The organism is Streptomyces sp. H27-H5 (genome assembly GCF_026627505.1).
In the GTDB taxonomy this organism is placed as follows: Bacteria; Actinomycetota; Actinomycetes; order Streptomycetales; family Streptomycetaceae; genus Streptomyces.
Map to the genome: position 1 here is coordinate 79,156 of NZ_JAPNLK010000012.1, position 13,686 is coordinate 92,841.

16 protein-coding genes and 2 pseudogenes are annotated in these 13,686 nt (G+C 73.2%); 14 read left to right on the plus strand and 4 right to left on the minus strand.

The window, feature by feature from the left end; all coding sequences use genetic code 11:
* Positions 1–106 precede the first annotated feature (106 nt).
* A complete protein-coding gene (locus OTB19_RS08150; RefSeq protein ID WP_267797359.1) occupies positions 107–685 on the plus strand; it encodes an NADPH-dependent FMN reductase in 579 nt (192 codons plus the stop codon).
* Between the two features lie 103 nt (positions 686–788).
* Positions 789–2,228 (plus strand): DHA2 family efflux MFS transporter permease subunit, encoded by a 1,440-nt coding sequence (locus tag OTB19_RS08155; protein WP_267797360.1) that lies wholly within the window; start codon positions 789–791, stop codon positions 2,226–2,228.
* Positions 2,229–2,269: 41 nt separating this feature from the next.
* Here the strand turns inward: OTB19_RS08155 and OTB19_RS08160 are convergent, their stop codons facing one another.
* Positions 2,270–3,280 carry an alpha/beta hydrolase family protein gene (locus OTB19_RS08160; protein ID WP_267797361.1) on the minus strand — a complete coding sequence of 337 codons (1,011 nt, stop codon included), beginning with the start codon at positions 3,278–3,280 and terminating at the stop codon, positions 2,270–2,272.
* Positions 3,281–3,402: 122 nt separating this feature from the next.
* Here OTB19_RS08160 and OTB19_RS08165 point away from each other — a divergent pair, with 122 nt between their 5' ends.
* From OTB19_RS08165 to OTB19_RS08175, 3 genes and pseudogenes are all read left to right on the plus strand, one after another.
* Positions 3,403–3,996 (plus strand): GNAT family N-acetyltransferase, encoded by a 594-nt coding sequence (locus OTB19_RS08165; RefSeq protein ID WP_267797362.1) that lies wholly within the window; start codon positions 3,403–3,405, stop codon positions 3,994–3,996.
* Entirely contained in the window at positions 3,993–4,883 is an 891-nt protein-coding gene (locus OTB19_RS08170) for a PaaX family transcriptional regulator C-terminal domain-containing protein (RefSeq protein ID WP_267797363.1), read from the plus strand. Before OTB19_RS08165 ends, OTB19_RS08170 begins: the two co-directional genes overlap by 4 nt.
* Positions 4,884–4,999: 116 nt before the next feature.
* Positions 5,000–5,764, plus strand: a pseudogene (locus OTB19_RS08175) (SigB/SigF/SigG family RNA polymerase sigma factor); the annotation flags it as partial.
* On the opposite strand, the gene OTB19_RS08180 reads toward OTB19_RS08175, so the two are convergent.
* Positions 5,757–6,266: an ATP-binding protein gene (locus OTB19_RS08180; RefSeq protein WP_324290508.1), complete on the minus strand. Its 510-nt coding sequence runs from the start codon at positions 6,264–6,266 to the stop codon at positions 5,757–5,759. The pseudogene OTB19_RS08175 and the gene OTB19_RS08180 overlap by 8 nt on opposite strands.
* 225 nt (positions 6,267–6,491) lie before the next feature.
* On the opposite strand from OTB19_RS08180, the gene OTB19_RS08185 reads away from it, so the two are divergent.
* Positions 6,492–7,841, plus strand: coding sequence for an aspartate aminotransferase family protein (locus OTB19_RS08185; RefSeq protein ID WP_267797364.1), 1,350 nt, complete (start codon positions 6,492–6,494; stop codon positions 7,839–7,841).
* A 285-nt stretch (positions 7,842–8,126) separates the two neighbouring features.
* Positions 8,127–9,044 (plus strand): factor-independent urate hydroxylase, encoded by a 918-nt coding sequence (pucL, locus tag OTB19_RS08190; RefSeq protein WP_267797365.1) that lies wholly within the window; start codon positions 8,127–8,129, stop codon positions 9,042–9,044.
* Positions 9,045–9,106: 62 nt separating this feature from the next.
* Here the strand turns inward: pucL and OTB19_RS08195 are convergent, their stop codons facing one another.
* Positions 9,107–9,586 (minus strand): histidine phosphatase family protein, encoded by a 480-nt coding sequence (locus OTB19_RS08195; RefSeq protein WP_267797367.1) that lies wholly within the window; start codon positions 9,584–9,586, stop codon positions 9,107–9,109.
* 242 nt (positions 9,587–9,828) lie between these two features.
* Here OTB19_RS08195 and OTB19_RS08200 point away from each other — a divergent pair, with 242 nt between their 5' ends.
* The 7 genes and pseudogenes from OTB19_RS08200 to OTB19_RS08225 all read left to right on the plus strand — a co-directional run bounded on the left by OTB19_RS08200 (position 9,829) and on the right by OTB19_RS08225 (position 13,099).
* Positions 9,829–10,044, plus strand: a complete 216-nt coding sequence (locus tag OTB19_RS08200; RefSeq protein WP_053675696.1) for a CbtB domain-containing protein — start codon at positions 9,829–9,831, stop codon at positions 10,042–10,044.
* A gap of 30 nt (positions 10,045–10,074) precedes the next feature.
* Positions 10,075–10,821 carry a CbtA family protein gene (locus OTB19_RS08205; protein ID WP_267797369.1) on the plus strand — a complete coding sequence of 249 codons (747 nt, stop codon included), beginning with the start codon at positions 10,075–10,077 and terminating at the stop codon, positions 10,819–10,821.
* Positions 10,822–10,842: 21 nt separating this feature from the next.
* Positions 10,843–11,088 (plus strand): hypothetical protein, encoded by a 246-nt coding sequence (locus OTB19_RS08210; protein WP_053675691.1) that lies wholly within the window; start codon positions 10,843–10,845, stop codon positions 11,086–11,088.
* Between the two features lie 282 nt (positions 11,089–11,370).
* Positions 11,371–11,475 (plus strand): annotated as a pseudogene (locus OTB19_RS43565) (PucR family transcriptional regulator); the annotation flags it as partial.
* 224 nt (positions 11,476–11,699) lie between these two features.
* Complete coding sequence (locus OTB19_RS08215) at positions 11,700–12,401, plus strand: class F sortase (RefSeq protein ID WP_267797370.1); 702 nt, start codon at positions 11,700–11,702, stop codon at positions 12,399–12,401.
* A gap of 112 nt (positions 12,402–12,513) precedes the next feature.
* Entirely contained in the window at positions 12,514–12,876 is a 363-nt protein-coding gene (locus OTB19_RS08220; protein WP_267797371.1) for a hypothetical protein, read from the plus strand.
* Between the two features lie 64 nt (positions 12,877–12,940).
* Complete coding sequence (locus tag OTB19_RS08225) at positions 12,941–13,099, plus strand: hypothetical protein (protein WP_267797372.1); 159 nt, start codon at positions 12,941–12,943, stop codon at positions 13,097–13,099.
* A gap of 26 nt (positions 13,100–13,125) precedes the next feature.
* Here OTB19_RS08225 and OTB19_RS08230 read toward each other — a convergent pair whose 3' ends face one another.
* Positions 13,126–13,536 (minus strand): hypothetical protein, encoded by a 411-nt coding sequence (locus OTB19_RS08230; protein ID WP_267797374.1) that lies wholly within the window; start codon positions 13,534–13,536, stop codon positions 13,126–13,128.
* Positions 13,537–13,686: the final 150 nt, after the last annotated feature.

Here is a 13,686-nt window from a genome sequence, read left to right on the forward strand (position 1 = left end):
ATCCCGTCTGCGCCGGCGCGGGACCCGCCCCCGTCACGACCCCGGTCATCGGAACCCGGTCACTCGACAGAGGACCGGCCGCCTTGCCCGCTCGTAGGTTCGGGGCATGGCAAACAACCTGCGTCTCGCCCTCGTCATCGGCTCCACCCGCGAAGGCCGCTTCGGCCCGACCGTCGCGAACTGGTTCGCCCCGATCGCCCGTCTGCACGCCGACTTCGACCTGGACGTCATCGACGTCGCCACGCTGGAGCTGCCCGACGTCCATCCCGGCTGGGGCACCGAGCCGACCCCGGGACTGGCCACTCTGCGGGCCCGGGTCGAAGCGGCCGACGCCTACGTCGTCCTCACCCCCGAGTACAACCACAGTTACCCCGCCCACCTCAAGCACTTCATCGACCTGCACCACTCCGAGTGGAGGGCCAAGCCGGTCGGCTTCGTGTCGTACGGCGGCCAGGCCGGCGGGCTGCGCGCCGTCGAGCACCTGCGCCAGATCTTCGCCGAACTGCACTGCGTGACCGTCCGGGACGTCGTCAGCTTCCACTCGGCCTGGGACCACTTCGGCGAGGGCGGTCGGGCGGACGACCCGGCGGGCGCCGCCGGCGCGGCCAAGGTCCTGCTCGACCAGCTCGCCTGGTGGGGGCGGACATTGCACGAGGGCCGTGCGGCCCGCCCGTACGGCAACTGACACCCCGGGCGCGTGTCCTGACGGTCGGTCGGCCCGGCGCACATCACTGCCGGCGCAGCCGTCCACCGACCGCGAATCACCGACGGAACGGAAGGAACCACCGATGACCACCACCGAACCGACCGCTCTCCGGCGGACCGCGACTCCCGTCCCCTCCCCGCTCGCGATCGCCATGGTGGTGGTCCTCGGCTCGTTCATGACGGTGCTCGACACCACCATCCTCGGCGTGGCCCTGGGGGGCCTCTCGCGCCACTTCGCCTCCCCGCTCGCCACCGTCCAGTGGACGGCGACCGCCTACACCCTCGCGCTCGCCACCGTCATCCCGCTCACCGCGTGGGCGGCGGCCCGCTTCGGCACGACGCGGCTCTACGTCACCTCCATCGCCCTGTTCACGGCCGGTTCGGCCCTCGCCGGGCTGGCCTGGAACATCGAGACCCTGATCGCGTTCCGGGTCCTCCAGGGCCTCGGCGGCGGCATGGTGATGCCGCTCGGGATGGCCATCGTGCTGAACGCCGCCTCCCCCGGAACCAAGGGCCGGATGATGGGCCTCCTCGGCCTTCCGGTGCTGGTGGGGCCGCTGGTCGGACCGGTGCTCGGCGGGTGGCTCGTGGACGAGGCCTCCTGGCGGTGGATCTTCTTCGTCAACGTGCCGGTCGGGCTCCTCGCGGTGGCCCTGGCCGCGCGGATCCTGCCCCGCGACACCACCCGCGCCTCCCGCCCGCTCGACGTCGTCGGCCTGCTGACGCTCTCCCCGGGCCTCGCGGCGCTGATCTACGGGTTGGCCACGGGCGGCGAGCACGGCGACTTCGCCTCGCCCACCGCGCTGGTGCCCACCGTCGTCGGCGCGGTGCTGGTGGCCGCCTTCGTCGTACGGGCGCTCAAAGCCCGTACGCCGCTGCTGGACCTGCGGCTCCTGCGGGTACGGGCCTTCTCGGCCGGGGTGGGCACGATGGCGCTGTTCGCGGGGGCCTACTTCGGGGCGCTGATGCTGGTGCCCATGTACTACCAGCTCGTACGCGGTGAAAGCGCCACGGTGTCGGGGCTGTTGGGCATCCCGCAGGTGCTGGCGACCGGGATCGCCCTACAGATCGCGAGCCGGCTCACCGACCGGGTCCCGGCGGGGCGGATCGTCCCGGTCGGGGTGGCGCTGGCGGTGCTCGGCTACGCGGCGTTCACGGCCCAGATCGGCGACGCCGAGGTCCCGTACTGGCGGCTGATGGCCGCGCTGACGGTGGCCGGCGCGGGGGTCGGGATGACGATGATGCCGACCATCACCGGGGCGACCCGCGGGTTCGGCCCGGACCGGGTCCCGGCCGCGAGCACCCTGCTGAACATCAACTCGCAGATCTCCGGGTCGATCGGCATGGCGCTGTTCTCGGTGCTGCTGACCACGGCCGCGGCCGGCAGCGGCGGCCTGACCGTCGCCCGCGGCACGTCGGCCCCCGCGCTCGCCGGCGCCTTCCAGCACACCTACCTGTGGGTGGTCGTCGCACTGGCCGCCGCCCTGGTACCGGCGCTCCTCCAGCCCCGTACGCACGAGTGACCGCGCGCCGGGCCGTGCCACGCAGGCCGTCGCCCGTCGTGTCAGGGCGTTTGCGCGGCGAGGAAGGCCCGCTGGTCGTCGAGGAGGCCCGGCGGGAAGAGCGCCCTCGGGGCGAAGAGCGCCGTCAGCGGCAGCCGCCACGAGGACCGTTCGACGGGGGTGCGGACCAGGGAGTGGGTGGCCCCCGGATAGCGGCGGACCGTGAGGGTGCCGGGGGCGAGCGTCGCCCGGTACACGGTCTCGGTCTCGGCGCCGTCGACGTTCAGGTCGTCGGCGCCCGAGATCAGCAGCACGGGCAGGTGCGGCATCGCCCGCAGGTCGGCGGTCGCGTCGGCCGTGTGGTTGCGCCCGATGAACGTCCAGCGCCCGGGCGTCAGTTGCGGATCGGCGTCGGGGCTCGTGCGGTACTCCTCGTAGCCGGCGCCGCGCCGCAGCAGCGCGCCGGTCGTCTCCCTGCGGCGCAGGGCGGCCGCGACGCGCTCCGGGCCGGCGCCCTCGTCGCGCAGTTCCGCGCGCAGGTTGTACTCCCCCTGGCGCTCCCAGTTCACGGCGGTGCCGACGGCGATCACGAAGCGGACCCCGGGCGCCGGGGCCCGCGCGGCCACCTTGGGCAGGACCCAGCCGGCCTGGCTGGCGCCCCAGAGCCCGATCCGGGACCGGTCGATCTCGGGTCGCCGGCCCGCCCAGGCGAGGGCGTCGAGGCTCTCGCGGGCCCGGTCGTCCATGGTCTGGTCGAGCCAGTCGGTGGGCTTGTCGAGGGAGAGGGAGGCGTAGCCGGCGCGGGCGAAGGCCTCCCAGTAGGGGCGGTAGAAGCCGTCGTGCGTGGCGTCGACCTCGCCGTCGCCGTGCACGAACACGACCAGGGGGTAGGGCCCCCGGCCGGTGGTGGGGGTGGCGAGCACCCCGGACAGTTCGTGCCCCGCGGCGGGGACGGTGACCTGTTGTTCGCGCAGGTCGTAGTCGTTCTGCCAGACGACGACCCCGGTGAGGAGGAGCGCGGCGGCCAGGGCGAGGAGGAGGAGCGTGCGGATGGTGCGTCGTGTGCGGGACATGCCGGTACCCCCGTGGGACGTGCGGGTCGATCGGAAACGCGGAAAGCCGCGGCGCCTCGGAACGCCAGAACGATCGAGCTGGAAACGATCGTACCGACCATGAACGTATTATGCTTGTGCGTATGACGACGACATTGCTGCGCGGACTGCCAGAGGGCGCCGAGGAACGGGTGGCCGAGCTCTACTGGGAGGCCTTCGGCCACAAACTCGGCGCCGCCCTCGGGCCCGCCGGGCCGGGGCGCCGGTTCATCGCGGACCACCTGCACGCGGACCGGGCCCTGACCGTCCTCGCCGAGGACGGTCGGGTGCTGGGCGTCGCCGGGTACCAACTCGCGGGCCGCGGCCTCGTCGGCGGTGACGCGGCCGCCATCAGGGCCGGGTACGGGCAGGTCAGGGGCCTGTACCGGGTGTTCCTGCTGGCCCTGTTGGAACGCACCCCGGCCCGCGGCGAGCTGGTCATGGACGGCATCGCCGTGGACCCCGCCCGGCGGGGCGAGGGCATCGGCGCCCTGCTGCTGGACGGCGTCGAGGAGGTCGCCGCCGAGCAGGGCTGCCGGCGGATCCGGCTGGACGTGGTCGAGGAGAACCCGCGGGCGCGGGCCCTGTACGAGCGGCGCGGCTTCCAAGCCGTGAAGGTGCGGCGGACGCCGTGGCTGCGGGACGTCCTGGGCTTCGGGGCCGTCACGACGATGCACAAGGCGGTGACGGTCCGATGATCCCCACCCGGCTGGTGGTGCACGCGCTGGTCCGCGAGGACGGCACGGTCGACGCCGGCGAGCTGTACGAGGTCGCCGGCGCGCTCGGCATGACCGACCAGCAGGTCCGCCTGTGCGTGAAACGGCTGGCGGCGGAGGGCCGCTTCGAGGTCGAGGGGCGGGGGCGGCGGGCCGTGCTGCGCGCGGTGGGGCCGGGCGGCGGACTCCCGGCCGTCCCCGAGGTGGAGTACGTCCGGCACGCCTACCGGCAGGACCGGGGCCTGGAGCCCTGGGACGGGGTCTGGCACGTGTTCGCCTTCGCGGTACCCGAATCCGCGCGGGCGGCCCGGGACGCCCTGCGGGACGCCCTGACGGGCCTGGGGGCGGCGCCGTTGCAGGGCGGGCTGTACGTGACCCCGAACCCGATCGGGCCGTACGTCCGCGCCCGGGCCGCCGAACTGGGGGTGGGGGCCGCACTGACCTGCCTCGGCACCCGGGACCTGGAGGTCGGCGGGACGGACGACCCGCGGGCCCTCGCGGCCCGGCTGTGGCCACTGGCGGAGATCGCGGAACGGTACGAGGCGCTGCGCGAGCTGGCGTCACGCCCCGAGCCGGGGCCGTCGGAGCCGGGGTCGTTCGAGCGGGGGCCGTCCGGCTCGGGGCGCGTCCACCCGCTGGCACGCGCGGTGGAACTGGCGGCGGCGTTCTCCGAGGCGATGCTCCCGGACCCGCTGCTGCCGCCCGAGCTGCTGCCCCGACCCTGGCCCGGCGCGGCGGCCCGCGCGGCCGCCGCCCGCGCCTGGGACCGGCTCGACTCCACCGCCCCGTCCCCGGGGCCCCGCCTGTTCCGGCTGTACGCGCGGGCCCTGGGACCGGACCCGGACGAGCCGCGCGATACGCCCGGGTAGGTCATGATATGAGGGGGTATACCCTCTAGACCGCGCGACGACGGGCCCCGCCCCGGGGCCGGCCGCCGGAGGAGCGCAGAGCGATGGAACACACCGATCTCACCGATGTCTCGACCCACGAGGCCAGGGCACTCTCGGTGGCCCTGTTCCGCGAACTCGCCGCCTTGGAAGAGGGGACCGAGGAGTACTCCCGCACGCGCAACACGCTCGTCGAACTCAACCTCAGCCTCGTGCGGTACGCCGCCCGCCGGTTCCGCAACCGCAGCGAACCGATGGAGGACATCGTCCAGGTCGGCACCATCGGGCTCATCAAGGCCATCAACCGCTTCGACCCGGCCCGCGGCGTCGAGTTCACCTCGTTCGCGATGCCCACCATCACCGGGGAGATCAAGCGGTTCTTCCGTGACACCAGTTGGGCCGTCAAGGTCCCCCGCCGGCTCCAGGAGCTGCGGATCGACACCGCCAAGGCGCACGACGCCCTGGAGCAGGGACTCGGCCGCGAGCCCACCGACGCCGAACTGTCCGAGCGGCTGCACGTCACGCCCGAGGAACTCGCGGAGGGCCGGAAGGCGGCCTGCGCCTACTCGGCGCGTTCGCTGGACGCCCCGCCGCAACCGCAGGAGGAGGGCGAGCGCGACCCGTACACGGCGCGGCCCTCGCTCGGCGCGGAGGAGCCGGCCTACGACCTGATCGAGTGCATGGAATCGCTGGTGCCGATGCTGGCCGGGCTGCCCGCCCGTGAACGGAGCCTGCTGGAGCTGCGCTTCGGGGAGGAGCTGACGCAGGCGGAGATCGGGGAACGGCTCGGGCTGTCCCAGATGCACGTGTCCCGGCTGCTGAACCGGACCCTGAGCCGGCTGCGCACCGGGCTCCTCACGGACGCGGAGTCGACCGACCCGGATCCGGACCGGGCCCCTGCTCGGGAGCCTGAGCCGAGTCGGTCCCCGGACCCGGAACTTCCAGCCAGACCGTCTTGCCGACCCCCGCGCCGCCCGACGGCTGCGCCCCCCAGCTCCGTGCGAGTCGCTCCAGTACGACGAGGCCGTGTCCTCCCGGCCGACCGCGGTCTCCCGACACCCGCCGCCGCGGAGGCTCGGGGTTGTCGTCGCTGACCTCGACGCGCAGGCGTCCGGGGGCGTGCCGCAGGACGAGTTCGCGGGGCCCGCCTGCGTGTAGGCAGGCGTTGGTCACCACTTCGGAGACCAGGAGGAGCACGTCGTCCACCGCGTCCTGGTCGCGCGTCCACTGCCAGTCGGCCAGTGCCTGCCGGGTGAAGTCCCGGCAGCGCGTGACGACCCCCGTCGTGGCACCGCCCAGGACCAGCCTCCGAGTCTGCTCGGCCACAGGGCCTCCCGTCTCCCGCACCGCCCCTGCGCGGCGCACCTACCCCGGCCCGGACCGGTCAACCCCGACGTCCCGCCCGCCCGGACCTCGAAACCGCCCCCCGCGACCGCGTGCCGATTGCACACCCTCACGCATCATCTTCCGGAATCGGCGCCGCCGCGGCCCGCCACGCACGACGCCCCCCGATGGTCCTCGTGGGGTCGGCGGGACGCGCCGCGCGGGAGGCGCCCCGGGGTCCACATCCCGGACAACTACCCTCGGCTCATGAACGCAGAAGCCGACGCCCTCGCCGCCGTGAAAGACGCCGACCGGAAGCACGTCTTCCACTCCTGGTCGGCGCAAGAGCTCATCGACCCGCTCGCCGTCGCGGGGGCCGAGGGCTCGTACTTCTGGGACTACCAGGGCAATCGGTTCCTCGACTTCTCCAGCGCGCTCGTCTACACCAACATCGGCTACCAGCACCCCCGGGTCGCCGCCGCCATCGCGGAGCAGGCCGCCAAGCTGTGCACCGTCGCCCCCGGCTTCGCCGTGGACGTCCGCTCCGAGGCCGCCCGGCTGATCGCCGAGCGCACCCCCGGCGACCTCGACAAGATCTTCTTCACGAACGCGGGCGCGGAGGCCGTGGAGAACGCCGTACGGATGGCCCGACTGCACACCGGACGGCCCAAGGTGCTGTCCGCGTACCGCTCGTACCACGGGGCCACCTCCACCGCGATCAACCTGACCGGTGACGCCCGCCGCTTCGGCAACGACACCGCGACCGCGGGCGTCGTGCACTTCTGGGGCCCGTTCCTCTACCGCTCGCCCTTCCACGCGACCACCGAGGCCGAGGAATCCGCCCGTGCCCTGCGGCACTTGGAGGACACCATCGTCTTCGAGGGCCCGCAGTCCATCGCCGCGATCATCCTGGAGACCGTGGGCGGCGCCCCGGGCGTGCTCGTGCCCCCGGCCGGCTACCTGGCGGGCGTGCGCGCGCTCTGCGACCGGTACGGCATCGTCTTCATCCTGGACGAGATCATGGTCGGCTTCGGTCGGACCGGCGCGTGGTTCGCCGCCGACCACTGGGACGTCACCCCCGACCTGCTCTGCTTCGCCAAGGGCGTGACCAGCGGATACGTCCCGCTCGGCGGGGTCGCCATCTCCGCCGCCATCGCGGAGACCTTCGCCCGCCGGCCCTACCCGGGCGGGCTCACGTACTCCGGGCACGTGCTCGCCTGCGCCGCCGCCGTCGCAACGATCAACGTGATGGAGGAGGAGGACACCGTCGGGCAGTCCGCCCGCACCGGCGCGGACCTGTTGGGCCCCGGCCTGCGCGCCCTCGCCGAGCGGCACCCCGCCGTCGGCGAGGTCCGGGGCATGGGCACCTTCTGGGCGTTGGAACTCGTCCGGGACCCGTCGACGCGCGAGCCGCTCGTCCCGTACAACGCCTCGGGCGCCGACAACGCGCCGATGGCCGCGTTCGGGGCCGCCTGCAAGAAGGGCGGGCTGTGGCCGCTGATCGCCGGCAACCGCATCCACGTCGCCCCGGCCTGCAACATCTCCGCCGAGGACGTCGCCAAGGGCCTGGCGATCCTCGACGAGGCCCTCTCGGTCGCCGACGCGCACATGGCCTGACCTGGGATTCCCTTCGGGGACTGTGGGGTCGCCCAATCCGTGGATGCCGGTGTTCGGATGATCCGTGCGGGGGAGATCCCCCCGCACGCATGTTGCAATCCGTAGCGCAGCACACAGCAGTACCCAGCACCTACGGACCGGGATGCACGTCAGTCCCGGGGCGGTCCTGCGGGGCCGAACGGCGGGGAGCGACCACGTCTTGAACTTCGGGCGGGCGCTGGACGCCGGGCGTACGGGATCCAGACGACCGGACTCCGTGTTCCCGAGAACCCGAAGGAAGACACCATGAGCAAGCACGTCCTGGCGCAGAACCAGTACGGCAAGGCCGAGAACCGCATCGTCAAGGTCACCCGCAAGGGCAGCGACGGTTCCTGGCACGAGATCCGCGACCTCAACGTCTCCGTGGCCCTGCGCGGCGAGTTCCGCGACGTCCACCTGACCGGTGACAACGCCAACTGCCTGCCGACCGACACCACCAAGAACACCGTGTACGCCTTCGCCAAGGAACACGGCATCGACTCTCCCGAGGCCTTCGGCATCCTGCTCGCCAGGCACTTCGTCTCCTCCCAGGTGCCGATCCGCGAGGCGCAGATCCGCATCGAGGAGTTCGTGTGGGAGCGGATCCCGGTCCCCACGCGCAAGGAGCAGCACTCCTTCGTCCTCAAGGGCCAGGAAGTGCGCACCGCGCAGGTCACGTTCAGCGAGACGACGGGCCTCCAGGTCATCTCCGGGCTGAAGGACCTGACGGTGATGAACTCGACGAACTCCGAGTTCCACGGCTACATCAAGGACAAGTACACGACCCTCCAGGAGGCGTACGACCGCATCCTGGCGACCAAGGTGACCTCGCGGTGGGCGCACTCGGCCCTGGCCGCCGAGGACTCCGCGTACGACTGGGACCAGTCGTACAAGAAGGTGCGCAAGCACCTGCTGGAGGCCTTCGCGGAGACCTACTCGTACTCGCTCCAGCAGACCCTGAACCAGATGGCCGAGCGGGTGTTGGACAACTGCCCCAAGGTCAACGAGGTCCGGCTGAACCTGCCCAACAAGCACCACTTCCTGGTCGACCTGGAGCCCTTCGGCCTCAAGAACGACAACGAGGTCTACTTCGCGGCGGACCGGATGTACGGCCTGATCGAGGGCACCATCCACCGTGACGGCGTGCGGCCCGTCATCGCCACCAGCGACTGGATCGTGGCGTAACGCCCGAAGGACCCGTCAGTTCGGCCCGGACCGCGTCGCGGGGTCCGGGCCGTTCGCGTTCCTCAGCCGGCGTCAGGGTCGGGGCGGCCCAGGAGCAGGTTCCAGCGACCGGAGCGCCCGGTGAGGGTGATGACCGTGTCGGGCCGCGCGTCGAGGCGCCAGAACACCGGGGCCGGCAGTTCCAGGGCGTGCACCACCGCCGCCCGTACGACGGCCTGCTCGACCACCACCCGGTGCGTTCCGGGGGCCAGGGCGGCCAGGTGCGCGCCGACCCGGGCGATCAGCGCGGCCACCGACTCCCCGCCGGGAGGCGCGAACCCGGGGTCGGTCAGCCACGCCCCCACGGCCTCCGGGTCCTCGGCCGCGACCTCCTCCAACGTCCGTCCCGCCCACGCCCCGACGGCGAGGCCGCGCAGGCCCTCGTGGCCCGGGACGGGTTCCCCGCGGCCGAACGTCCCGGGGCGGCCGTCGGGGCTCGACGGAGGGGTGACCAGGTGGACGCGGACGACGGATCTCGGGGGCACGGAACACACAGAGGCCATGTGGGGAGCGTAAAGCGCCCGCCCGGGGCGTGAGACGGCGCCCACACGCCGTGGTGTTCCAGCCAGGCGCGCGGTACGGTCTCGGACGACATGACGACGGTATGACGGAAGCACCGGTGAGAATCCGGCACGGTCGCGCCACTGTGAAACCTCCCGCAGGAGTTCGGGGAGGGAAGTCAGACCCGCCACCTTCGTCAAGAGCACCACTGACCGGGACGCGTGTTCCCCCTGGAGGTTCTGCCATGGCTCAGTCCGCCGTGCCCACGACGGCTCCCGCCGCCGTTGCCCCGATTTCCCTCTCCGCGCTGGCCCCCTGGGCCGTCTTCGCGGGCGTCCTCATGCTGGTCCTGCTGTACCTCGTCGGCGCCGAACAGGGCGCCACCGCGATCTTCGAGGGCGACACCATCCACGAGTGGATGCACGACGGTCGTCACCTCCTCGGCTTCCCCTGCCACTGATCCCCGCACCCTCAGCAAGGGAACCCGAACATGAACCCCATCTCCCCCAGGGTCCTGCTCGTGCGGGGCATGCTCGCCGGCCTCCTGGCCGGCGTGGCCGCCTTCCTCGTCGCCTATCTCCTCGGCGAGTCCAAGGTGGACGCCGCGATCGCCATCGAGGAGGCCGGCGCCCACGAGCACGGCGACGAGGGCGCCCCCGTCAGCCGTGCCCTCCAGGCCACGGCCGGCCTCGGCACCGGCACCCTCCTGTACGGCGTCGCGATCGGCGGCATCGCGGCGCTCGTCTTCTGCTACGCCCTGGGCCGCATCGGTCGCTTCGGCCCGCGGGCCACCGCCCTGTTGGTCTCCGGTGGGCTCTTCCTCACCGTCAACCTGGTGCCGTTCATCAAGTACCCCTCCAACCCGCCGGCCGTCGGCGACCCCGAGACGGTCACCCAGCGGACCACCCTCTTCGTGCTGATGATCGCGTTGAGCGTGCTGCTGGGCGTGGGTGCGCTGATCCTGGGTCGGCGCCTCGCACCGAGGCTCGGCAACTGGAACGCGTCGATCGTCGCCGCGTTCGCGTTCCTCGTGGCGATCGGCCTGTCCTATGCGCTGCTGCCCGGCATCAACGAGGTGCCGGAAGGCTTCCCGGCGGCGCTGGTCTGGCAGTTCCGACTCGCCACCCTCGCCCTCCAGGCCGTCACGTGGGCGACTTTCGGCCTCACCTTCGGACATCTAGCCGAACGCGCCCTTGTCCCCGCGACCCCGGCCCAGGAGGCTGTGCCGACGAGTTGACGATGAGGGGGCCGGTCGCACATGCCGACGGCGATCAGGGAGTGGCGGGGCTGGACGGGCGCCGCCCCGTTCTGGCTGAACTCCTTCCTGCTGCTCCTGGCCCCCTTCACCGCCGTCACCCTGTTCGCCCAGATCGGTGTCATCACGGCCCTGGCCGCCCTCGGCGGCCTGGTCCGCCAACTCTGGTACGGCGACTACGGCCACCCCGCCGTCCACCTCTGCGCCGCCTTCATGGGCGCGACGGCCGTCGCGCTGGTCGTCGTCTGAGACCCGTGTGACCCCGTGGTCGTTCGAAACGCCCCTCGACCGGGCCCGGTGATCCCCGGGCGACCGCCACGGATCGGCCGGTGCGCCGCGACCGGGGAGGATGGGCGTTTCGAACGAGTACGGGGGCCGGTGTGGCGACAGGGCGGGACATACCCGAGGAGTACCTGGAGGGTTACGTCCGGATCCTCGCGAACGTGGCCGCGACCGGCCGGCGGCCCGGCCGCGACGAACTCGACGCCCGCCGCGTGCTCGGGGAGAAGGCCGCCGGGGCCGGGTACGGACCACCGGCTGACCGGGACGGATCCGGGGGACCCCGCGCAGCGGTACACGCTCCAGACGGCGGTGATCGGGTCACGGCTGCTGGACTGGCCGGCGAATCCGCTCTGAGCCGTCACGGCGCCGTACTCCCCCTCACCCTTTCGGGCGCGGGCCCCGCACGGGCCGAAGCACGACCGGCGCACCGGCCGCGAGCTGGGAAGACGCACGCGCACCCGGGTGACGTGTGGGTGACTTGTCGTCAGCGTGGGATGACTCCCGATGTGCGGGCGGGCCGGGAGCGGTCCACTGCTCACAGGACCCGGCCGTCCGAGCCGGACCAGGAGGGAATGCCCATGCCCCGCGCCCAGTGGATCGTCGCAGCGGTGACGGTCACTCTGCTGTGTACCGGCGTAGGGATGTTGAGGAGCAGCGACGGCGCCCCGCCCGCGGCCGCCGGCACGGTCGCCGACTCGCTCCCCTCCCGGGCCCTGGGCTTGTCCGGCCACCGCCGGCTCGTACGCGAACTGGAGCATTCCGGCGGGCACTCCGGCACGCACACCCCCGGCAAGGGGGCTCGGTCCGCGCGGGGTGGCCTGCCCGGTCCCGTCGCGCCGATGCGGGCCGCGCCGCCCGTGCGGCTGGTGATCCCGGCGCTGGGGCTGGACGTTCCGCTGACCGCCGACCCGGAGGACGGCGACGCGATCCGCTGGGACGCCGACGGCCCGGCCCCGGGCTCGGCCGGCACCGCCGTCGTCACGGGGAACGGGCTGCGCCTGGGCGAGCTGCGCCGGGGCCTGACCATCGAGATCGCCCGCGCGGACCACCGTACGGCCGTGTTCACCGTGGACCGGGTCTCGCCGGCCCGCGTCCCCGGCCCGTCGGGGCGGTCCGGGGACCATGCGGGCGAACGGACGGGGCGGGAGGCCGGCGAGCGGACGGGCGGGGCGTCGGAGCGGCGGCCGGGTGAGCGGGCCGGGCGTCGCGCCCAACTGCGTCTGATCAGCGGGGAAACGGCCGTCGTGGCCCGGCTGACGGGCCGCCACCGCACCCGCTGACCCCGCCGCGGCGGGCCCGGTGTCAGCCGACGGGGGTGTCTTCGTCCCCCGGTCGGGGGCTTCTTGGGCCCCGGTGGGGAGTGCTTCGGCGTGTCGGGGCACAGAGCTGGTCATGAGCGGTGCTCGGTACGCGCGGACGGCTGCGGCGAAGGCCCTGACGATGGCCTGCGTCGTGCTGCTGTGCGTCTTCGGCGCCGGTCCGGCCGGCGCGATGGCCGTCGAGGTCCGGCCCGCCACGAGCGCCCCGGCAACCCCCGCGGAGCCTTCCGAGAGCCCGTCCGACCCCGCCTCTGATCCCGAGGCGCGGGCGGCCCTGCGCCCGGTCGTGCGCGGGATGGTGGGCGTGCGACGACCGGCGCCGCCGGTGTTTCACGTGAAACCCCGGGAGGCGCGGGCATCCCGCGTGACCTCGTACGGGTCGGCCGAACCGGCCCTGTCCCGGAGGACGGTACGGAGTGTGGTCCTGCGCTGCTGAGCGGGCCGAGCAGCAGCACGCACCCACACCCCCCTCGAACACCGAGCACCCGTGAGGTTCCGCCATGCCCATCGACCCCTACGCCGCCCTGAACGCCATGCTGCGCGCCGAAGCCTCCCGTTTCACCCCGCCGGCCCGACGCCCGGAGCAGCCGGAGCCGGAGCCCGCCGCCCGTCCTGAAGCCCCGGCCGCTCGCCCGGCCGAAGCCGCCGCGAAGGAGTGAGGCCTCCCCGGATACGACGCGTCGGCTCACGGTTCGCGCATGTAGTAGCGGTAGAACGCGGTGAGTCCGGTGGCCGCGGCGACGGCGATGCCGAGGCCCGCGGAGCGGAGCACACTGTCGCCGGTGAGGCTGTACAGGTAGCCGACGGCCACGCCGCCGAAGACGCCGTAGGCGGCGGCGTGCAGTTCCCTCGGCAGTCGGGAGCCGATCCGGCCGAGGGTGAACATGATCGCGGCGAAGAGCGCGCCGCACAGGATGCCGTAGAAGACGTTGCCCACGTCGACCGGGCCCATCTGGCGCTTGATGAAGGCCGCCCAGACCCCGTAGACGAGACCGGCCAGCAGGGCGCGGACCATCGCGCCCTTGCTCAGGTCGTGCGTCCGGTCCGTCGTCATCCCCCGGTGCCGCCGATGGGCGGTGGGTGCCGCATGTGCCATGACGGGGCTCCTCTCTCCACCATCCAGGGCACACCCGCCACCTCGGACCGGCAAGTGGATCAAGCGGTGTCCCCGTCGCCCTCGGCTCCGCCGCGTCCCCGCCCCGCGGGGCCCCGCCCGGTCCGTTCACGCCCGCCACCCGCTCGCAGC